This window comes from Sinomonas humi (assembly GCF_000802235.1).
GTDB classification, from domain to species: Bacteria; Actinomycetota; Actinomycetes; order Actinomycetales; family Micrococcaceae; genus Sinomonas; species Sinomonas humi.
This window is the reverse complement of sequence record NZ_JTDL01000141.1, coordinates 96,558-116,876: the sequence shown is the minus strand read 5'-3', so window position 1 is coordinate 116,876 and position 20,319 is coordinate 96,558. Positions and strand designations below refer to the sequence as shown.

Annotated in this window: 19 protein-coding genes; 4 read left to right on the top strand and 15 right to left on the bottom strand. The window is 67.6% G+C overall.

The window, feature by feature from the left end; translation table 11 throughout:
• Positions 1-39: 39 nt before the first annotated feature.
• Positions 40-1,056 (bottom strand): glycosyltransferase family 9 protein, encoded by a 1,017-nt coding sequence (locus LK10_RS16210; RefSeq protein WP_043125825.1) that lies wholly within the window; start codon positions 1,054-1,056, stop codon positions 40-42.
• Positions 1,053-2,270: a glycosyltransferase gene (locus LK10_RS16205; protein ID WP_081998613.1), complete on the bottom strand. Its 1,218-nt coding sequence runs from the start codon at positions 2,268-2,270 to the stop codon at positions 1,053-1,055. The genes LK10_RS16210 and LK10_RS16205 overlap by 4 nt, the downstream gene beginning before the upstream one ends.
• A gap of 180 nt (positions 2,271-2,450) precedes the next feature.
• Between LK10_RS16205 and LK10_RS16200 the strand changes: the two genes are divergently transcribed.
• A complete protein-coding gene (locus LK10_RS16200; protein ID WP_043125823.1) occupies positions 2,451-3,428 on the top strand; it encodes a LacI family DNA-binding transcriptional regulator in 978 nt (325 codons plus the stop codon).
• A 48-nt stretch (positions 3,429-3,476) separates the two neighbouring features.
• On the top strand, positions 3,477-4,829 hold the full coding sequence (locus tag LK10_RS16195; RefSeq protein ID WP_231567805.1) for an MFS transporter: 1,353 nt from the start codon (positions 3,477-3,479) through the stop codon (positions 4,827-4,829).
• A 137-nt stretch (positions 4,830-4,966) separates the two neighbouring features.
• On the opposite strand, the gene LK10_RS16190 is transcribed toward LK10_RS16195, so the two are convergent.
• Genes LK10_RS16190 through LK10_RS16175 form a run of 5 tightly spaced genes read right to left on the bottom strand, consistent with a single transcriptional unit; the run spans position 4,967 to position 9,223 of the window.
• Positions 4,967-5,740, bottom strand: a complete 774-nt coding sequence (locus LK10_RS16190) for an enoyl-CoA hydratase/isomerase family protein (protein WP_197061965.1) — start codon at positions 5,738-5,740, stop codon at positions 4,967-4,969.
• The gene (locus tag LK10_RS16185; protein ID WP_081998612.1) at positions 5,737-6,996 is read right to left on the bottom strand and encodes a CaiB/BaiF CoA transferase family protein; all 1,260 of its coding nucleotides are present in this window, start codon (positions 6,994-6,996) and stop codon (positions 5,737-5,739) included. The genes LK10_RS16190 and LK10_RS16185 overlap by 4 nt, the downstream gene beginning before the upstream one ends.
• A complete protein-coding gene (locus LK10_RS16180) occupies positions 6,993-8,333 on the bottom strand; it encodes an MFS transporter (RefSeq protein ID WP_043125822.1) in 1,341 nt (446 codons plus the stop codon). The genes LK10_RS16185 and LK10_RS16180 overlap by 4 nt, the downstream gene beginning before the upstream one ends.
• 59 nt (positions 8,334-8,392) lie before the next feature.
• Positions 8,393-8,554 (bottom strand): hypothetical protein, encoded by a 162-nt coding sequence (locus LK10_RS23080; protein ID WP_408021465.1) that lies wholly within the window; start codon positions 8,552-8,554, stop codon positions 8,393-8,395.
• Positions 8,555-9,223 carry a maleate cis-trans isomerase family protein gene (locus LK10_RS16175; protein ID WP_408021466.1) on the bottom strand — a complete coding sequence of 223 codons (669 nt, stop codon included), beginning with the start codon at positions 9,221-9,223 and terminating at the stop codon, positions 8,555-8,557. It lies immediately after the preceding gene.
• A gap of 132 nt (positions 9,224-9,355) precedes the next feature.
• On the opposite strand from LK10_RS16175, the gene LK10_RS16170 reads away from it, so the two are divergent.
• A complete protein-coding gene (locus LK10_RS16170) occupies positions 9,356-10,216 on the top strand; it encodes an IclR family transcriptional regulator (protein WP_231567804.1) in 861 nt (286 codons plus the stop codon).
• 56 nt (positions 10,217-10,272) lie between these two features.
• Here the strand turns inward: LK10_RS16170 and adhP are convergent, their stop codons facing one another.
• From adhP to LK10_RS16145, 5 genes are all read right to left on the bottom strand, one after another.
• A complete protein-coding gene (gene adhP / locus LK10_RS16165) occupies positions 10,273-11,295 on the bottom strand; it encodes an alcohol dehydrogenase AdhP (RefSeq protein WP_043125820.1) in 1,023 nt (340 codons plus the stop codon).
• 171 nt (positions 11,296-11,466) lie between these two features.
• A complete protein-coding gene (adh, locus tag LK10_RS16160; RefSeq protein ID WP_043125817.1) occupies positions 11,467-12,990 on the bottom strand; it encodes an aldehyde dehydrogenase in 1,524 nt (507 codons plus the stop codon).
• Between the two features lie 168 nt (positions 12,991-13,158).
• Positions 13,159-14,481 (bottom strand): MFS transporter, encoded by a 1,323-nt coding sequence (locus LK10_RS16155; RefSeq protein ID WP_043125815.1) that lies wholly within the window; start codon positions 14,479-14,481, stop codon positions 13,159-13,161.
• Positions 14,482-14,495: 14 nt separating this feature from the next.
• Positions 14,496-15,107: an RraA family protein gene (locus LK10_RS16150; RefSeq protein WP_043125812.1), complete on the bottom strand. Its 612-nt coding sequence runs from the start codon at positions 15,105-15,107 to the stop codon at positions 14,496-14,498.
• Entirely contained in the window at positions 15,104-15,796 is a 693-nt protein-coding gene (locus tag LK10_RS16145) for an RraA family protein (protein ID WP_043126058.1), read from the bottom strand. Before LK10_RS16145 ends, LK10_RS16150 begins: the two co-directional genes overlap by 4 nt.
• A gap of 112 nt (positions 15,797-15,908) precedes the next feature.
• Here LK10_RS16145 and LK10_RS16140 point away from each other — a divergent pair, with 112 nt between their 5' ends.
• A complete protein-coding gene (locus tag LK10_RS16140) occupies positions 15,909-16,868 on the top strand; it encodes a LysR family transcriptional regulator (RefSeq protein WP_043125810.1) in 960 nt (319 codons plus the stop codon).
• Positions 16,869-17,124: 256 nt separating this feature from the next.
• On the opposite strand, the gene LK10_RS16135 is transcribed toward LK10_RS16140, so the two are convergent.
• Genes LK10_RS16135 through LK10_RS16125 form a run of 3 tightly spaced genes read right to left on the bottom strand, consistent with a single transcriptional unit; the run spans position 17,125 to position 20,023 of the window.
• Positions 17,125-18,507: an NAD(P)(+) transhydrogenase (Re/Si-specific) subunit beta gene (locus tag LK10_RS16135; protein WP_043125808.1), complete on the bottom strand. Its 1,383-nt coding sequence runs from the start codon at positions 18,505-18,507 to the stop codon at positions 17,125-17,127.
• Complete coding sequence (locus tag LK10_RS16130) at positions 18,507-18,821, bottom strand: NAD(P) transhydrogenase subunit alpha (RefSeq protein ID WP_043125806.1); 315 nt, start codon at positions 18,819-18,821, stop codon at positions 18,507-18,509. The genes LK10_RS16135 and LK10_RS16130 overlap by 1 nt, the downstream gene beginning before the upstream one ends.
• Positions 18,821-20,023 carry a Re/Si-specific NAD(P)(+) transhydrogenase subunit alpha gene (locus tag LK10_RS16125; RefSeq protein ID WP_043125804.1) on the bottom strand — a complete coding sequence of 401 codons (1,203 nt, stop codon included), beginning with the start codon at positions 20,021-20,023 and terminating at the stop codon, positions 18,821-18,823. Before LK10_RS16125 ends, LK10_RS16130 begins: the two co-directional genes overlap by 1 nt.
• Between the last annotated feature and the right edge of the window lie 296 nt (positions 20,024-20,319).

Genomic DNA, 20,319 nt, shown 5'->3' with positions numbered 1-20,319 from the left:
TCTCACATGGCGGCAACGGCCGCCATAATGCGAGTAACGCTAGATCCCGAGTGCCGCAGCCACCTCCTCGGGGGCGATGTGGCTCATGCAGGCAGGCCCACCGGGCTCGCCTCCGTCAGCGAACGGACATTGCGCGTCCCACCAGCACACCTGTTCAGTGAAGTTGGCAGGATGCCGCTCCGGGCACCCCGGCAGGCCCTGCAGATTCACGCCCAGCTCTGGGTGCAGCCCGTAACGCGCGGCAACCGTCGGCCCGTAGAGGCCGACGGCGTGCATCCCCGCGGCCGTCGCGAGCCGGACAGGGCCTGTGTCGCCGCCGACGCAGACGCCTTCGCGCTCGGCGGCGGCCGCGTAGAGCGCAGCGAGCTGTCGCAGGGACAGCCGCGGAGTCCGGACCGCGCCGGCATCGGAGAGCGCCGGCCAGCTCTCCGGCTCCTCCGCGACGAGGACAGGGGTCTGGCCGGACCGAAGGAGCATCGAGGTGAGCCGTGCCCAGTGCTGCTGGGGCCAGCGCTTCACCGCCATCCCCGAATCGGGCACGAGGAACACGGGGCGCCGCCCCGCTGGGTTCAGCGCCGCGAGGAGCTCCCCAGCCGCCTTGAGCTCCTCCGGCGTCACCGCGACGCGTGGCGGCTGCCCGACGAAGTGGGGCTCGATGATCCCGTCACGGGCCAGAAGCTCGAGATAGCGCTCGTCCACTCGCTGATCGGGTGGTGGCGAGCGCCAGAGGTTGGTGACAGCGACCCCGCCGGCAGCCTCGAGAAGCTCGGGAAGCCCGTGGCGGCGATTGGTCGTGATGCTCAGGTCTGGCCGGATGCGCGCGAGCGCCTCTCGGGCGGCGCCTTGCACGTCCTCGCTCCCCCGCCCCGCAAGGGGAATCACCTCGTCGATCAGGGGATCCCCCTCGAGGAGCACATGCCAGGGCTCGAGCGTGAGGACGTGGACTGCCGCCTCCGGGTGGGACAGTGCGAGGGCGTGGACCGCCGGCAGGGCAAGGACCACGTCGCCGAGTCCTCCCATCACATCGACGAAGAGGATCCTCCGGAAGCTGCTCATCCCGCCACCTCCCGGTAGACGTCGGCATGCCGCCGCGCTATGTCCTGCCACGAGCGCCGGGCCGCGAGCGCTTTGCCCTGCCGGGCAACGCGACGCCGCAGGCCGCCGTCGCGCTGGGCGCGCCGCAGCCCGTCTGCCAGGGCTTCGGCGTCCCGCACCGAGTGCACCGCGACGCAGGTTTCGCCGTCCTCGACCGACTCGTCCTCGCCAGCCGTTGCGACGACGGGGAGCCCGTGGGCCAGCATCGTGAGCAGGGATCCGCTCTTCGTGGTGACTCCGGCCGTGAACGGGAGGACGCCGAGATCGCTGGCCAAGAGCCAGCGGGAAACCTCCTCCGGCGGCTGGAACCCCGTGAAGGTCACTTGCCCCTTCAGGCCGAGCGCGCCCACGCGGCCCTCCAGCTCGGCGCGGAAATCGCTCGCTTCCTGCCCCGGCAGCGCGAGGGATTCGAAGCCGCCGATGACGGCGAGATGCAGCGCTTCGCCTTCGTCGCGGAGCTGCGCCATGGCCTCGAAGAGATACCTGAGCCCCTTGACGGGGTGGACGAATCCGAAGAAGGCCAAGAGCGTGGTCCCGGGCTCGAGGCCGAGCTGGGTGCGAATCTGCTCCCGCGACCCGTCAGGACTCGCCTCCCGTGCCACCTCGACGTTCGCTCCGATGGGGATGTGCCGCCCAGGGACGTGGCCGTGGAATCGGTTTTGCAGCGTGGCGAGGTGGACGGGGTTGGTGACGACGACGGCGCGGCTGCGCGGGACGAGGAAGCCGGTTTCGCGGTCCAGCACGACGTGCCGCTCCGACCACGGATAGACGCTTCGCAGCGGGCGCGGGCGCGCTATCGGGAGTTCCCACGAGCCGTATTCGTGGAGGGTCGTCAGGAGCGGGACCGAGCGCGGGAGCACGAGGGGCAGGAGCCCGATTGATCCGCGGAAGCCGTACATCGACGGCGCGAACTGGACATGGACGGCGTCGAGATCCAGTTTGGCCAAGGTCCGTCCCGCGGCGGCGGCGGCGCGGGCGTCTGGGCCGCAGGGAACGACGACGGGCTCCACGCCCGCGGCCGGCAATTCCTGGGCGAGCCGCTCGACATAGCCCGCAACGCCGTCCAACTCCGTGCTGGGCCGACCACAGACCAAGCCCACGCGCAGCGGCTCCCGCCGCCGTCGTCGTCCTTCGTGCCGCAGTTGTTGGCGTCCCGGCTGTTGCCGTCCCCGCATGTCTGCCCCTCCTCTCGGACGCTAGGCCTCGCTCAGTCGAGGTCTTACCCCACTCGGGGACGAGTAGGCATGCTCCCTGGATGAGCGTGATGCAGTGGGTTGCAGAAACTATTTGACGCGTTGCAGAAACCATGTCATTCTGAACAAACGCTGTGATGCCGAACACACGAGGAGGTGGGGATGACCACGATTGCCGAGATCGCGAAAGTCGCGGGAGTCTCGAAGTCGACCGTTTCCAGGTCGTTCACCCGCCCCGATTCGGTCAACACCGAGACGCGGGATCGCATCCTGGCCGTCGCCTCGGAACTGGGGTACAACCCCGCCCCCGCAAAGACCGAACTGACGGGGACTATCGCGCTGTTCATCCCTGACATCGCGAACCCGTACTACCCGCCGCTCGTCAAGTCGATCCAGGCGGCCTGCCGCCGGCAGTCGATCTCGCTGGTCGTCGTCGACGGCGAGAACGATCCGGAGGCGGACGCCGAAGAACTCGAGCGCGTCATCGGCCGTGTCGACGGCGCGATCATCTTCGCGCCGCGGATGGACGCCGACAGGCTGAGGGCGCTGGATGCGGTCTCTCCCGTCGTCCTCATCAACCACGTAGCGGAAGGGCTGCCAGCCGTCATCCTTTCCGCGCCGGAAGGCGCCCGGCAGGCGGTCGAGCACCTAGCAGCGCTCGGCCACCGCTCGATCGCGTACCTCGCAAGCCTCGAGGACAATTACTCGAGCCAGGTGCGCCTCGCCGCAGCCGAGGAGGCCGCCGATCACCTCGGCTGCACCCTCATCGTCCTCACCCACGCGGAGCCCACGTACGCCGCTGGGGTCCGGGCTGCAGACCTCGTTCTCGCCGAGCCCGTCACGGCGGTGATCGCCCACAACGACCTCCTGGCGTTCGGGTGCATGAACCGCCTCGCCGACCGCGGTGTCGCGGCCGGGACGGACATCAGCGTGATCGGCTTCGACGACATCTGGCTCGCTTCCGCATCGCGGCCCGCGCTGACGACGGTGAACACGCCGTACGAGCGCGGAGGCGCCGTCGCCCTCCGCCTCCTCACCGAGCGGATCGCGGACCCGGCACGGCCCGCCAACACAGTGCACCTTTCCGGGGACCTCATCGTGCGCAACAGCACCGCGCCCGCCCCGGTCTCCGTGTCCTGATCCCCCTCCACCCATCCACTCCACCGTTCGCACGAAAGGCGAGAGCCCATGGCCAAGTTCAGCGGGATGACTGATCCCGACGTCAGAACCCCTGAGGAGCAGGCACGCCGCCTCAAGCGCGCGAAGAAGGCAGCCCTCGCGGCCTTCCTCGGCGGCGCCCTCGAGTACTACGACTTCTTCGTCTACGCGACTGCGGCGTCGCTCGTGTTCTCGAAGATCTTCTTCCCCTCGGGCAACCCGACCGTCGCGCTCATCTCCTCGTTCGCGACGTTCGGCGTCGCCTACGTCGCGCGGCCGTTCGGCGCCGTCGTCTTCGGCCACCTCGGTGACCGCCTCGGGCGCAAGAACACCCTCGTGCTCACGCTCGTGCTCATGGGCGGCGCGACGTTCCTCATCGGCGTGCTCCCCGACTTCCACGCGGCCGGCTACCTCGCCCCGATCCTCCTCGTGGTGCTCCGCCTCTGCCAGGGCCTCTCGGCCGGCGCCGAGACCGCCGGCGCCTCGGCGCTGACCATGGAGGAATCGCCCGTCGGGCGCCGCGCCTTCTTCCCCTCGTTCTCGATGAGCGGCATCTCGACCGGCATCGTGCTCGCCTCGCTCGTGTTCCTCCCGGTCGCGGCGATGAGCGAGGCGGACCGCCTCGCGTGGGGCTGGCGCATCCCGTTCTGGTGCTCGATCGTGGTCCTCGTCGTCGCCTACCTCGTGCGCCGTTCGCTCGAGGAGCCGGAGGTCTTCGAGGAGAAGGCCGAGCACAACGACCTCGTCAAGCTGCCCGTCGCGGACATGTTCGCCACGCACACGCCGCAGTTCATCCAGGTCGCCCTCATGTCCTTCGAGACCGTGACGAACACGTTCATGCAGTCGTTCGGCCTGGCCTACGCCGTCTCGGTCGGCATCCCCGCCTCGACCATGCTGTGGGTGAGCATCGTGGGCAACGTCGTGGCGATCGGCACCCAGCCGCTCGCGGCCATGCTCTCCGACCGCTTCGGCCGCAAGCCGCTCTTCATCACGGGCATCATCGGCTCGGCGATCCTGATCTTCATCTACTTCTCGTCGATCTCCACGAAGAACGTACCCCTCGTCTTCCTCACGAGCACGCTCATCACCGCTGGCACGTACGCGATGTCGAACGCAATCTACCCGGCTTGGTTCGCTGAGCTGTTCAACGTCCGCGTCCGCTACTCCGGCATGGCGATCGGCCTCCAGATCGGCATCCTCTGTGCGGGCTTCACGCCGCTGCTCGGCACGGCGCTCGTGGGCGGCGTTCCCTCGAACTGGGGCCCGGCGGCCTGGATCGTGGCCGGTTCGTCCGTGCTCGCACTCATCGGCGCAATCTGGGGCCGCGAGACGTTCCGGACGCCGATCCACGAGCTCGGCAACAAGGTCCGCGGCTCGAAGTAGGGATCTGGCCACTCGTCAAGAAAGAGGTGGCCTCTCGTTGGTGATTCCAACGAGAGGCCACCTCTTTCACGTCCCGTGGCCACTTCTCGCCCTACCCGTGGCCACTTCCCGCCTCAGGAGTCCTCAGATACGAGTGGTCAGCGGCCGTGCCTGTGCAGGAAGGCCGCGACTCTCTTGGGGAACTCCTCCGGATCGGTCGCGAGCTCTGGGGGCATCTCGCGCACGGGCGCGATGAGCGGTTGCAGCCCCCTGTCCACCGCGGTCTTGGCTGCGCGGAGCGACCCCTGCGCGAGCCCCGCCCACGCCTCGAGGAGGCCGCCCAACTCAGCGTCCACCTCGCCGTCGGCGGCAAGCGTGGTGACGAGGCCGACGTCGTGCGCCTCCTTGCCCGTCAGGATCCGGCCGCCGTAGAGCAGGTCCTTCGCCCGGCTGGGCCCCACCCGCAACGAGATCCGGGCCGCAAACGAGGGCGGGACGAGGATTCCCAGGCGCGAGATCGGCATGCCGACGCGCGCCGAGGCGGCAGTAAGCTGCAGGTCGCAGGCCAGCGCGAGCTGGAATCCGCCCCCCGCTGCAACCCCTTCTACGACGGCGACAGTGGGCACGGGAAGGTCCTCGATCGCGCGAAGCGCCTGCTCCATCCGCCAGAAGCGCTGCGTCACCTCGTCAGGGTCGGCCGCTTCCCATTCGCGCAGGTCGGAGCCCGCGCTGAACACGCCTCCGCGGCCGCGGACGACGACGGCCCGCACCGAATCCGCGGACGCGAGCTCCCGCGCGGCTCGCCCGAGATCATCCCACTGCCCCATGCCCAGGGCGTTGAGTCGCTCTCCGCTGCCGAAGGAGACAGTTGCAACGGCATCCGCGACCTCGACTGAGACGCCCTCCATAACGTGCGCCCCATTCCCCGTCACTGGACCGCACCCTGGGCGTGGAGACGGCCGATATCCGTAGCGGAAAGCCCCGCTCCAGTCAGGATCTCGTCGCTGTGCTGCCCGAGCAGCGGCGGTGGCATGCGCACCGACGCAGGCGTGCGCGTGAGCCGCACCGGGCAGTTCACGACCTTCAATGTCCCGGCCTCGGGGTGCTCGACCTCCGCGACCATTCCCCGCGCGAGCACCTGGGGGTCCGCGAGCGCCTGGTCCACGGTCTGGATGGGCCCAACCGGCACCCCAGCCGCGTCGAGCCGCGCGACCCATTCCGCCGTCGTCGCCCCTTGGAATTCTTGCTCGAGCAGGGGGATGAGCTCGTCGCGGTGCGCGACACGCAAAGGGTTCGTCGTGAAGCGGTCGTCGTCCGCGAGTTCCGGCCTGCCGAGAGCGGCGGCGAATTTCCGCCACAGGCTGTCGTTTCCGACGGCGACCATCACGAACCCGTCCGAGGTGGGGAAGGCCTGGTAGGGCGCGATGGTCGGGTGGGCCGAGCCGTAGCGTCGGGGCGTCTCGCCGCTCGCGAAGAACCCGCTTGCCACGTAGGTCAACCACGAGACCGAGCCGTCGAGCAGGCTGATATCCACCCATTGGCCCTGCCCGGTTCGCGTCTTCTCGTGCAGGGCCGCGAGGATCCCGATGACCGCCCACGTGCCGGCCACGAGATCGGCGCTGCTCACGCCGACCCGAACCGGGGCGCCGTCGGTCTCGCCCGTGACGCTCATGATCCCGCTCCGCGCCTGGGCGATCGCGTCGTAGCCCGCCCTCCCCGATTCCGGGCCGGTCTGGCCGTACCCGCTGATCGAGGCGTAGACGAGCCCGGGGTTTGCGGCGGAGAGCTCTTCGTAGCCGAGGCCGAGGCGCTCGGCAGTTCCCGGCCGGAAGTTCTCCACGATGACGTCGGCCTTGAGCGCGAGCCGCCGCACGGCGGCGAGTCCTTCCGGCGATTTGAGGTCGACCGCGAGGCTGCGCTTGTTGCGGTTGACCGAGAGGAAGTAGGCCGCCTGGCCGCCTTGGAAAGGCGGCCCCCAGTGCCGGGTGTCGTCTCCTTGGCCGGGCTGCTCGATCTTGATGACGTCAGCCCCGAGGTCCGCGAGGGTCATCGTGGCGAAAGGTCCGGACAGGATTCGACTCAGGTCCAGGACGAGCAGGTCCCGCAGAGGCCCGCTCGCACCTGGGGCCTCGGGCTGCGGCGCGGGCGCCTGTTCGTGCGGCCCGCGCGCAGTCTCGCTCACCGTCATACCGTCGTCGCTCCCTTCCGGGAAGCCCGCGACGTCCGCATCGTCACGCCGCCGGCCGCCGTCGTCGAGCGCCGAAGCAGCAGGAGCGACGCCATGCTCACCACGGCGCAGAAGATGATGTAGACCGAGATCCACGTGGAGCTGCCCGTGCCCTGCAGGATCTCCGCCGCGATGAGCGGTGCCGGGCCGCCGGCGATCACGCTCGCGAGCTGGTACCCGAGACCTGCCCCGGTGTAGCGGATGTCGGCGTCGAAGCTCTCCGCGATGAGCGCCGCCTGCGGTCCGTACTGGATGTCGTGGAAGATGAGGCTGACCACGACAGCGATCCCGATGATCAGGGCGTTGCCCGTATTAAGGAGCCCGAAGTAGGGGAAGGCATACAGCCCGGTCAGGACGATGCCAATGCCGTAGATGAGCCTCCGCCCGAACTTGTCCGAGAGGATGCCGAACACCGGGATGCTGATGAGGCCGAGGGCGGCCGCGATCAGGGTGTCCACGAGGATGGCGTCGCTGTTGAACTTCACGTGCTTGGTGGCGTACGTGATCACGAACGTGATGAACAGGTAGAACGGGGCCTGCTCCGACATGCGGACGAGGGCCGAGAGGAGGATCTCCTTGGGCTGCCGGCGGATCGCCTCGATGATCGGCGCGACCACGACCTTCTCGGTCTTGCGGAGCAGCTGGAACTCGGGGCTCTCGACGACGCGGAGCCGGACGAAGAGCGCGACGCCGATCAGGACGATGCTGGCAAGGAACGGGATCCGCCAGCCATAGGTAGCGAAGTCGTGACCGGTCGCCGCCGTCGTGATCCGGACGAGTCCGGTCGAGAGGATGAGGCCGAGGGGAACGCCCAGCTGAGGCCAGCTTGCGGCGAGACCGCGACGGCGCTCGTGGCCCCACTCCATGGCGATGAGCACGGAGCCACCCCACTCGCCGCCGACGCCGATGCCCTGGATGACGCGCAGCACGGTCAGCAGGATCGGTGCCCACAGGCCGATTGACTGGTAGCTGGGGAGGACGCCGATGAGCACCGTGCCGATGGCCATGAGGAGCAGGGTTACCATGAGCGTCGTCTTGCGCCCGATCCGGTCACCGTAGTGGCCGAAGATCGCCGCGCCGATCGGCCGGGCGACGAACCCGACGAACTGGGTGCCGAAGGCCGCGATCGTTCCTGTGAGCGAGCCCTCCCCTCCCGGGAAGAACAGCTGGGGGAAGACCAGGGCGGCGGCCGTTCCGTACAGGAAGAAGTCGTACCACTCGATGGTGGTGCCGACCACGCTCGCGACCGTCGCGCGGCGGGCTGCCTGCTGACGGGTTACTTCTTGAACACTCATCATTCCTCCATTGGCCTGATGTTCGATCCCGCGGGATCCGGGTGCGTTGCGAGTGGCAAGTGCTAGTTGGTGACGAGCGCGCCGGCTAGGAGCTGGCCCGCCCCCTCGATGGCGGGGCTGTGGCCGAGCGCCTTGAGGATTTCGTAGGCCGTAGCCGTGGCCGCCGTGACGACGGGGAGGCCGAGTTCGTCCTCCACCTGCTGGACCGAGGCAAGCGAGGGCATCTAGACGCATGCCGAGAGGACGACGGCGTCCACGCCTTCCCGGTCAAGCCGCCGTGCGATCCCGGGCAGCTGGGCGGGATCCAGGCGGCCGACCTCGAGGTTGTCGGCAACCTCGAGTCCGATGACGTCTTGGACCTGGATGCCGGACCCCTCGATGTACTCGCTGACCATCTTCGTCAGCTCGGGCATGTAGGGCGTGACCATGACGACCTTCCGGGCGCGGAGGTCCCCGAGGGTTCGCACGAGCGCGCCCGCGCTGCTCACCACCGCTGCCGGGTGGCCGTTCGAGCGGGCAGCTTCCGCGATGACGGACTCGGACTCCGTGTGAGCGCCGGGCCCCTGTGCCATTACGGCGACGAGGCACGCGTAGGCGATGACATCGACGTCGGCATCGGAAACGGAGACGGCGCAATCCGCAGCCTTCGAGACCATCGCCGCGAGTTCCTCGCGCGTGACGTTCTTGAGCGCTGCCCGCGCCGAATGGAAGGTGTAGGAGTGGCCCGTCGCCTCGGCCTGACGGCGGAAGAGCTCTGGCAGTTCGGTTTCCATCGTGATGTTGGAGCTTGGGACGATCAGGCCGATTCTGGACCTGTTCCCGAGTGAAGCGTCTGGCTGAGGTTGGATCACTGATTTCCCCGCGTCCTTGTACAGACTTCTATGAACCCGCATCGTTCTTGAACCCATATCGTGAGTTCTCGACCCATAATCCGGGTGTTGGCGTAAGCTGTCAATGGGTAACGAAGCGGCCTTTTCGGCGGCCTCGAATAGCATTTGCCTCAAAGCGGTCCGCGGGAATGGACGGTGAGCAATCCCATGGCAAGAGAATCGAACGGCGCTGGGGCGCCGCTCCTCGTGCTGAGCAAGGTGAGCGACATCCTCGACTGCTTCTCAGTAGAAGACCCCGAACCCACCCTCCAGCAGATCGTCCGAAGCACGGGCTTGCCCGCGAGCACGTGCCAACGCCTTGTCCAGAACATGGTGCGCGAGGGCTTCCTCGACCGCGAGGGGGACAAGTACCGGATCGGCATCCGCCTCGTTCGCTGGTCCGCGCCCGGAACCATCGGGCTCGACATCGTCCGCAGCGTCCGGCCTATCCTGCACCGGCTGCGGGACGAGACCGGCGAGACGGCCTGCCTTTATGTGCGGGACGGGATTCACCGCACGGTGGTCGCGGTCGCGGAGACGCGGCACGTCGTCATGCGCCCCTTCCACGTCGGCCAGGTCATGCCGATCCACGCGGGGGCTCCGGGGAAGATCTTTCTCGCCTTCGATTCGGAAGCGCGGGCCGAGCTTCAGGGCCAGGAGCTGACGAGGTTCACCCCCTCGACGCCCGTCACCTGGGCTGAGCTCGATGAGCAGGCAGCCCAAGCACGCGAGCAAGGGTATTTCGCCGCCCTCGGCGAACGGAACATCGACGTCGGCTCGATCAGCGCCCCGGTGTTCGACCACACTGGCGAACTCGCCGCCGTGCTCGGTCTCGGCTTCCCGCTCCAGCGGGTCCACGCGGACGACGTCGCAAGGCTCGGTCCCGCCGTCGCCCTCGCCGCGCGCGAGGCGAGCGAGGCGATGGGGTACGACACCCGCGAGCGCGTGCCGGACGACGACGCTCCCCCCGCCCGGCCCCGGAAGCGGTCGGCCGCGGGTCCCAGCCGGGTGTCCTGAAGCCAAAGTCCCCGCAACGCAGGTGCGCGTTGCGGGGACTTTGGCTTCAGCGGATATCAGTACTTGATGACCACACGGCCGTCGATCTTGGCGTGGTGCATCTCGTCGAACACCTGATTGATTTCCTTGAGCTCGCGAGTATGGAACGTCGGGTGGATGAGGCCGCGCCCGTAGAAGTCGAGGGCCTCGATCATGTCCTGCCGCGTGCCGACGATCGAGCCGCGGATCGTGAGGCCCTTGAGCACGATGTCGAAGATCGGCGCGGGGAAATCGCCCGGCGGGAGGCCGTTGAAGACGATCGTGCCACCGCGGCGGGTCATGCTGATCGCCTGGCCGAAGGCGGCCGGGTGGACGGCCGTGACCAGGACGCCATGGGCGCCACCCGTTGCGTCCTGAATGGCCGACGCCGGGTCCTCGGCGAACGCGTTGACGGTCACCTCGGCGCCGTGCTTGCGTGCCAGGGCCAGCTTTTCATCCGCGACGTCAACGGCCGCAACGCGCATGCCCATCGCGACGGCGTACTGGACCGCGATGTGCCCCAAGCCGCCGATGCCCGAGATCACGACCCACTCCCCCGGCCGGACCTCGGTCTGCTTCAGGCCCTTGTACACCGTGACGCCCGCGCACAGGACTGGCGCGATCTCGTATGGATCGGCGCCTTCGGGGATCCGCGCCGCGAACTTGGCGTCGACGAGCATGTACTCGCCGAAGGAGCCGTCCACACTGTACCCGCCGTTCTGCTGAGACTCGCACAGGGTCTCCCAACCAGTGCGGCAGAACTCGCACGTTCCGCACGCGGTCCACAGCCACGCGTTGCCGATGAGGTCTCCGATCGCGAGATCGGTGACGCCCTCGCCAAGCGCGACGACGCTGCCCACGCCCTCGTGCCCCGGGACGAGCGGAAGCTTGGGCCTGACGGGCCAGTCACCTTGCGCGGCGTGGAGGTCCGTGTGGCAGACGCCGCTCGCGATGAGCTTCACGAGTACTTGGCCTGGGCCGGGCGTGGGGATCTCGAGCTCATCGACGCTGAGTTCGTCGCCGAAGCTGTGGACGACGGCGGCTTTGAAGGTTGTGCTCATGGCGATGCTCCTTTGTATGGGGGGTTGTCTTCCTCTTGAGTGCTGCTTCCCCGCTTATGTGCTGCGGGCCGGCAGCACATAAGCGGCCAAGCGGCACACAGGCGCGACGGACGACGGCGGCGCGCACCGCCGTCGTCCGTCCTGCCTTGGTTTGGGGTGGGTGAGCCGGGCCTAGAAGAAGCCGAGCTTGTTCTCGCTGTAGCTGACCAACAGGTTCTTTGTCTGCTGGTAGTGCTCGAGCATCATGAGGTGCGTCTCGCGGCCGATGCCTGAGGACTTGTAGCCGCCGAACGCGGCGTGGGCGGGGTATGCGTGGTAGTTGTTGACCCACACGCGCCCGGCCTGGATCTCGCGCCCAGCCCGGTAGGCGACGTTGCCGTCGCGGCTCCAGACTCCTGCGCCGAGGCCATAGAGGGTGTCGTTGGCGATCTCGAGGGCCTCGGCATAGTCTGCGAACTTCGCAACCGAGACCACGGGCCCGAAGATCTCCTCCTGGAAGATGCGCATTGTGTTGCTGCCTTCGAAGATGGTCGGCTCGACGTAGAACCCGCCCGCGAGCTCGCCGGGGAGCTCTGCGCGGCGCCCGCCGGTGAGGACCTTCGCGCCCTCGGCCTTGCCGATCTCGATGTAGGAGAGGATCTTCTCGAGCTGCTCATTGGAGGCTTGGGCACCGATCATGGTCTCGGTGTCCAGAGGGTTGCCCTGCTTGATCCGCTTGGTCCGCTCGACGACGTCGGCCAGGAACTTTTCGTAGATGTCCTCCTGAATGAGCGCCCGGGACGGGCACGTGCAGACCTCTCCCTGGTTCAGGGCGAAGAGGGTGAAGCCCTCCTGGGCCTTGTCGTAGAAGGCGTCGTCGGCGGCGGCGATGTCGTTGAAGAAGATGTTCGGGCTCTTCCCGCCGAGCTCGAGCGTGACGGGAATGAGGTTCTGCGACGCGTACTGCATGATCAGCCGACCGGTCGTCGTCTCACCCGTGAACGCGATCTTGCGGATCCGCGGGCTCGAGGCGAGCGGCTTGCCGGCCTCGACGCCGAAGCCGTTGACGATGTTCAGCACCCCGGCGGGGAGGAGGTCGCCGATGAGCTCGGCGAGGACGAGGATGCTCGCCGGGGTCTGCTCCGCCGGCTTGAGGACGACGGCGTTGCCCGCCGCGAGCGCCGGGGCGAGCTTCCAGGTGGCCATGAGGAGCGGGAAGTTCCACGGGATGATCTGGCCGACGACGCCGAGCGGCTCGTGGAAGTGGTACGCCGTCGTCGTCTCGTCGATCTGCGAAAGCGAGCCCTCCTGCGCGCGGATCGCGCCCGCGTAGTAGCGGAAGTGGTCGACGGCGAGGGGCAGGTCCGCGGCGAGGGTCTCACGGACGGGCTTGCCGTTGTCCCACGTCTCCGCAACCGCGAGGAGCTCGAGGTTCTCCTCGATCCGGTCGGCGATCCGGTGCAGGATCAGGGCACGCTCGGCGGCGCTCCTCTGCCCCCAGCTGGGGGCGGCCTTGTGCGCAGCGTCGAGGGCGAGCTCGACATCCGCTGCCTGCGAGCGCGGGATCTCGCAGAACACCCGCCCCGTGACCGGGGTGATGTTCTCGAAGTACTGGCCCCCCACCGGCGCGACCCACTCGCCGCCGATGAAGTTCTCGTACCGGTCCTTGAAGGCGACCTTGCTGCCCTCGGTTCCCGGGAATGCGTAGACGGTCATGGCGAAACTCCTTCGTCTCTGGTTCCCCTTGCGGGGGCCGGTGGTGCCGGCGTTGCGACGAGCGTAGGAGTGCTTGGGTTGCGGGCGGGTTGCAACGGAAGGGGGCTGACGCGGCGAACGCGCGGCTGCGCCCCTGCCTTCAGGTCAGGGGCGCAGCCGCGGGTTCGATCAAGCGGTCGGCTGGTCCGCGACGAGCGGCCGATCCGACGTCGTCAGAAGGAACCCGACGATGCCGGCGACGGCCATTGCTGCGTTCAGCACGATCACATTGGTCCATCCGAACTGCTGGGCGATGATCGGGGCCACGGTCGGAACGATGGCTGCGGCTACGAAGCCCCACGCGTTCATCCAGCTGCCAACAGCGGCGGTGTAAGCGCGACCGATGTCAGTGGCGATCGTCCAAGCGAGCGTCTGGGCGACGCCGGCGCCTCCGAGGGCGGCGCTGAGCCAGATGACGCTGACGAGGACGTTCTGCGATGTGGTGCTCATGACAAGGCAAACGGCTGCAATCGCGAGCCCGGCGACGGCGACAAGATTCCGGGCTTGATACCGGCGACGACCCGAGGTCAGGAGCTTGTCGCTGACAACGCCTGCCACCATGACGCTGATCGTGATGGCGATGAACGAGATGCTGGTGAACCCGCCAATCGAGCCGAAGGGTACATGGAGGCCCTTCTGCAGGTAGTACGGCAGCCAATAGATGAAGAACTGGATCGTCCAGAGGGTGCCGAAGAATCCGAGCGCCAAGGCCCAGAAGGAGCGCTTCCGGAGGAAGAGCCCCCAAGGGGCACGTTCCGGGGAGGCGATCGTGTCGCTTCCCCGGGCAATGAGGTCGATCTCGGCCGCGTTCACGAGACGATGCTGAGACGGCCGGTCGCGCATGAACAGGTACCAGACTGCGGTCAGGATAAAGCCAAGAATGGTGCAGATGAAGAAGCCTGCTCGCCATCCGAGTGCTTGAATGATCGGGACCAGAAGGACGGCGCCGAGAGCCGGTCCGAGGAAGGCGCCGGCGTTCATCAGGGAGTTCGCCCGTCCACGCTCCTTCGAGGGGAACCAGTCGGCAAAGAAGCTGTTCGCCGCAGGGAAGACGGGGGCCTCGCCCGCTCCGAACAGGGTCCGGACCACCGCGAGCAGCAAGAAGGAGTTCGCGAGGCCTGTCGCCCCAGTGCACACGGACCATGCTAGGAAGGCGATCGTCATGGCCCGCCGCGTTCCGACCCGCCGGATCAGGACCGCACTGGGTATCTGGCAGACGAAGTAGCCGATATTGAACACGGTCGTCGCGAGCCCGAATTGAACCGGAGAAATGTGGAGCGCGGCCATTATCGGGCTCGCGGAGACAGAGAAGACGATCCGGTCAAGATAGGCGACGAAGCAGATGATGAAGATGATCGCGCCGCCGTACCACCGGATCTTGGTGCTTCGTTGCGCGACGGGCATCTCGGCTTGTGCCGGTGCTGCGAGCGTGCTCTCCTCATCGAGAGGCATAGGTGATTCCCTTCTCATGATTGCCGACCTGCCGGATCAAGGCCGTAGAGGTCGATAGTTGACGCTCCGTTGCGGAGTGCCGCGATGATGGACTCCTCATGACGCACGCGCTCGCCGGCACGCTCAAGGATGTCTGCCGTCTGTGCATGCGGAAGGCTGACGACGCCGTCAGCGTCTCCGACGACGAGGTCTCCGGGCCGCACGAGGACACCGCCGACCCGGACTGGCCGCCCGATCCAGCCTGGGAAGGCCTTGGCGGTTCCACGGATGGCGGTGCCACGCGAGAAGACCGGGAAGCCGAGGGCCTCCTGCTCGACACTGTCTCTTACCGCGCCGTCGATGACGAGGCCGCTTATCTCGCGGGCCATGGCGGCAACAGCCAGGATCTCCCCCCAGTGCCCGAAGTCCTTCCCGCCGACGTCCACGACGAGGATGCTTCCCGGCGGCGCCGCGAGGACGGCGTTATGCAGGGCGAGGTTGTCGCCTCCCACTCCCTGGACGGGAAACGCGGGTCCAGCCAGACGCGCACCCGGCCAAAGCGCTTGGATTCCGGGGTCGAGCGCGGCATCGAGCTTGGACGCTTCTAGCAGGGTGGCAGTTGTGTGGGAGGTTTGCAGCACGCTCATCGGCTGTCCCTCGCACTCTGGAGGGCGTGGTAGCCGAAGGACGTTCGAGCGGCCACGAGTGACCCACCCTCGATGGCCGCTTCCGCGATCGCGGTCTCGGTCCTCTCGATCTCTTCGGCGAGGGCGAGTACTTCCTCGACTCTGTTCGCCGGTATCACCAGCACCCCGTCAGCGTCGGCAAGCACATAGTCGCTTGGAGCAACTGCGACTCCGGCAATCTGCACACGGCCTTGCACCTCGGCGCAGCGTACCCGATCCTTCCCCGTCCGCATGAAGACCGCGGACGACCAGAGGGCGTAACCGGCTTGCTCGGATGCCGCGAGATCACGGCACGCACCATAGACCACCGTCCCGGCGACGCCTCGCGCCGCCGCTACCCGGCTCATGATCCCTCCCCAGACCGTGCAGTCGGTTCGAGCCGCATTCTCGATCACCACGACATGGCCGGCAGGGACCTCGTCGAGGAAGTCACCGACTGTCCCCCCGTGCTCGTCGACCGGCTCATATCTGACGGTGAAGGCCCGGCCCGCCGCTGTTCCCGTTGCAGTTCGCGGCGCGACTCCCAGAAGTTGGCCCGCTATGCCCAAAGCATCCAGGGCATCCGAGACCGCTGCCGTGGGGAGCGCCTTGAGTCGCTCGATGAGTGCGTCCTCGCTCAAGGCGGTCCGCTCCTCAGTGATGTAAGTCATGAAAGCCATCATCTTCCGTTAATTGATGAGAGGTCGAATGCCAATATGTGATGGAATGATGCGTCGGCTGGATACCGGCTGCGAGCCTTACTTCCCGAGACACGAGGACCGAATGGACATCAAGCAGCTCAACGCGCTCCTGGCCGTTGCCGAAACCGGCAGCGTGACACGGGCGGCTCAAGTGCTGCATCTCGTGCAGCCAGCCGTCACGCGCCAGATCAGAGCGCTGGAGTCGGAACTGGGTGTCCCTCTGTTCGAACGCAGCCGGAACGGGATGATCATCACGGAAGCCGGCGAGGTGCTGGTCGATCATGCGCGGCGCGCGGTGGCGGAGCTGGAGCGGGCACGGGCCGCAGTCCGAGCAGACCCTGGGATGGTGCGTGGGATCGTCAACGTCGGCCTCCTGGACAGCGTCACCGACCTCGTCGCGGAGCCGCTCGTTGCTGCACTGGCTCGCACGCATCCCGACATCGAGTTGCATATCTTCACCGCCTTCGCGGGCCATCTGCGCCGCTGGTTATACGACGGTGAGCTCGACCTAGCGCTCCTGTTCGGCGTCGCCGACCCCTCCGCAATCACCGTCTACCCGGTGGCCCGAGAGAAACTGTGGGCCGTTGCGCCTCGAGAAGCAGGCCTCGACCCACAGCAACCCATCCGGTTCTCCGAGGTCGCGGCCCACCCGCTCGTGCTGCCGACGCGGGGCAATGCACTCCGCACTCTGGTAGACGAGGCTGCAGCGCGCGCCGCTACAGAACCTCAGATCGGAGTTCAGACGAATTCGGCTCGGGTCCTCAAACAGCTCGTCGCCGCCGGCCACGGATGGACTGTCCTGCCTGCGGTTTGCCTCATGGACGAGCTGACCTCCGACGCCCTATCGATAGCCCCGCTCAACGACCCGGCGGCCACGCGGGACCTTGTCCTTGCAACACCGCGCACAGCGCGCCCAACGCCAGCCGTCGAGGCTGTTGCAGCCGCCCTCATGCACCTCCTGCACAGGGCAGTGGCCACCGGCACCTGGCCCTCAGTGAGTTGGAACGCCGACGGGCCGAACGGTGCGATTCACGAGCGTTGACCTTAAGGAGCTCAGCTAGCTGGGGCCACGCTCTTCCCCCTAGGAGAGTCACCTCGGCATCAAGCGAAGCCCAGTACCCGGGCGCCCCCCGCGCTCCCGCCCAGTTGTGTTCTCCCAATCGGTCGGGAGCCCGGCGTGTTGCGCGAGCCGCGGGTTTTGAGGCCCCAGAAGTGGGCTGGAACGCGAAGCCCCGGAGAAGTTGGCGTACCCGAAACGCCCCTAGAGGCCAGTTGGCGTACCCGAAACGAGGAGGGGGTTAGAGGGCCTTGACGGCCGAGAGCACCTTGGCGAGGGACTCCTTTGCGTCCCCGAACAGGAGCGTGGTCTGCGGCTCGTACAGAAGCTCGTTCTCGATCCCAGCAAAGCCGGGCCGCATCGACCTCTTGAGGAACACGACCTGACGAGCGTCCCCAGCCTCGAGAATTGGCATCCCGTAGATGGGCGAGCCGGGCGTGGTCTTGGCCGCCGGATTGACCACGTCGTTAGCACCCACCACGAGCGCGACATCGGCCTGCTTGAAGTCCCCGTTGACCTCGCTCATCTCCTTGAGCGACTCGTAAGGCACATTCGCTTCTGCGAGGAGCACGTTCATGTGACCAGGCATGCGTCCGGCCACGGGATGGATGGCGAACTCCACGTCCACGCCCCGTGACTCGAGGGCCTGAGCGAGTTCGGCCGCAGTGTGCTGCCCCTGCGCCACCGCAAGGCCATAGCCAGGAACGATGATCACCCGCTGCGCGTACCCGAGGAGCACGGCGACGTCCTCGGGATTCGACGAGCGCACCGGCCGTTCGCTCGCCACAGTCGAACCCGCGGTCGAACCTCCCTTGAACGCACCGAACATGATCCCGGAGACGCTCCGGCCCATGGCTGCAGCCATGAGTCGCGTGAGGATCGTGCCAGATGCGCCCACGAGCGTGCCCGCCACAACGAGGAGGACATTGCCGAGCACGAGCCCCGATGCCGCAACCGCGAGCCCCGTGAACGCGTTGAGCAGTGAGATCACGATCGGCACGTCGGCTCCGCCCACCGGGAGCACCAAGAGCACGCCGGCGACGAGGCCCACCGCGAGAACGACGACGGCGAGCCCCACCGAGCCCGTCGCCACGACGAGCGCGGCGGTTCCCACGGCCACGACGAGGACAACCCCCATGAGCACTGGCAGGCCAGCGAACATCACGGGACGCGTCGTCATGAGCTCTTGGAGCTTTGCGAACGTCACGCCCGAACCGGCGAACGAGATGGCCCCGACGAGCAGAGTGAACACGATCGCGACCCGGAGCCACGCGTTCTCGGCATGCGGGAGCTCGAGCAACGCAACGAGCCCCGCCGCGCCGCCACCCACGCCGTTGAACATGGCGACGAGCTGCGGCATCTGGGTCATCTTGACGCGCCGGGCCACGGGCGCAGCAATGGCCGCACCGACGACCATCGCACCGAAGATCCACGGCAGGTTCTGGAGGCGGCTCGAGAGGAACACCGTCACGAGCGCGACAAAGGCTCCGAATGCGCCGATGAGGTTTCCGCGGCGGGCATGCTTGGGCGAGCTGAGTCCCTTGAGAGCGAGGATGAAGCATACGGCGGCGACCAGATAGAGCAGCGCCGTCCAAGTCGGAGCGAGGACCGGGGAAGCGAGCATCACCTCGTACCGTCCTTCCCGGCGTCCGGCCCTGCAGCCTTCCGCCCCCGGAACATCTCGAGCATCCGGTCCGTCACAACGAACCCACCCACCAGATTGGCGGTCGCAAGGACGACGGCGAGCAGTGCCACCGCGAGGACCCAGCCGTCCGTCGCCTGCCCCGCGACGGTTATCGCCCCGACGAGGATGATGCCGTGGATCGCGTTGGCGCCCGACATGAGCGGCGTGTGCAGAATGCTCGAGACCTTCGAGACCACCTCGAAGCCAACGAACACAGCCAGTACCGTGATGGTGAGAAGCTGCACTCCATCCATCAGCCCGCCCCTCCCTCGATCTCCTCGTCTTCGACCACTTCGGCTGCCCCCGTCGCCGCGGTGAGCGCCGCGAGAGCCTGCGCCGTCGGCTCGTGCAGGACGCCGCCGTCGTGGGTCAGGCATGCTCCGGCGACAACTTCGTCGTCGAAGTCGGGAGCGATCTCACCCTCCCGCGTCAGTAGTGCGATGAAGTTGGCGACGTTCTTCGCGTACAGGCGCGATGCGTCGAAGGCCATAGCCGAGGCGGCGTCCTTAAGGCCGACGACGGTGACCTCGCCGGAGCCGTCGGCCGTCGGCACGACGACGTCCTCGCCCGCGACCGAGCCCTCGACGTTGCCTCCCGACTCCGCGGCCATGTCCACGACGACAGACCCGGGCCGCATCGCGGCGACCATCTCCCTCGTCACGAGGAGGGGTGCGGGGCGCCCGGGCACGGCTGCGGTGGTGATGAGGACGTCCGCTTCGGCAACGTGCGGGGCGAGGAGCTGGCGCTGGAGGACGGCGCGGTCCGCACCGAGCTCCCGGGCGTATCCACCTGCAGCTTCCGCCGATTCGAGGTCGAGACGGATGAATGTCCCGCCCATCGAGGCGACCTCGTCCGCTGAGGCGGGGCGGATGTCGTTCGCGGAGACCCGCGCTCCGAGACGCTTTGCCGTGCCGATCGCTTGGAGCCCCGCGACGCCCGCGCCGAGGACGAGGACACGCGCCGGCGGAATTGTCCCGGCAGCCGTCATGTAAAGGGGGAAGAATCGCGGGAGCCGAATGGCCGCCTCGAGCACGCAGCGATAACCGGTCACGAGGGCCTGGGACGTGAGCGCGTCCATCGACTGCGCGCGAGAGATCCGGGGCACGAGTTCGAGGGCGAAGGCCGTGACGCGCCCCTCTGCGAGCACCCGGACGGTAGGCAGTTCGGATGAAGGCGAGGCGAGGCCGACGGTGACCGTCCCCGGCTTGAGGCGGGCTGCCGCAGGCGGGTCGAGGGGGCGGACGTGGACGACGACGTCGACCGTCGCCGGATCGAGGGAAGGGGCGATCTGGGCACCTTCTGCGGCGTACGCTGCGTCCGGGTAGCCTGCCGCTGCACCGGCGCCTGCTTCGACGACGACGCCGAGCCCCAGCGAAATGAGCTGCTTCGCCGATTCTGGGGTCACCGCCACGCGCTTCTCACCAGGGATGCGTTCACGCGCGACGCCGACTTCCACTTGGGCCTCCCTCAACGCTGAGTCTTGGCTGCAGTGTATTGCGGACCGCTGGCGATCGCAGCGGAAGGCCCGGCCGCCTTCCGGCGCTATGGGCTCGTGTCCCACCTGCTCGTGTTCTGGACATAGAAAGTCAGGGAGGCGCTGAAGGAATATCCCCAGCCCGAGACCATGGCGCTCGCTCTGGCCCGAGCTGGCCCATAGCAGGATTGGTCTTGCTGGAGGATCTCGTTGACGATGGGTGAGGCACCGCCGATCCCGCTGTACCAGGAACCGTAGATCCTTGAAATCGTGGCATT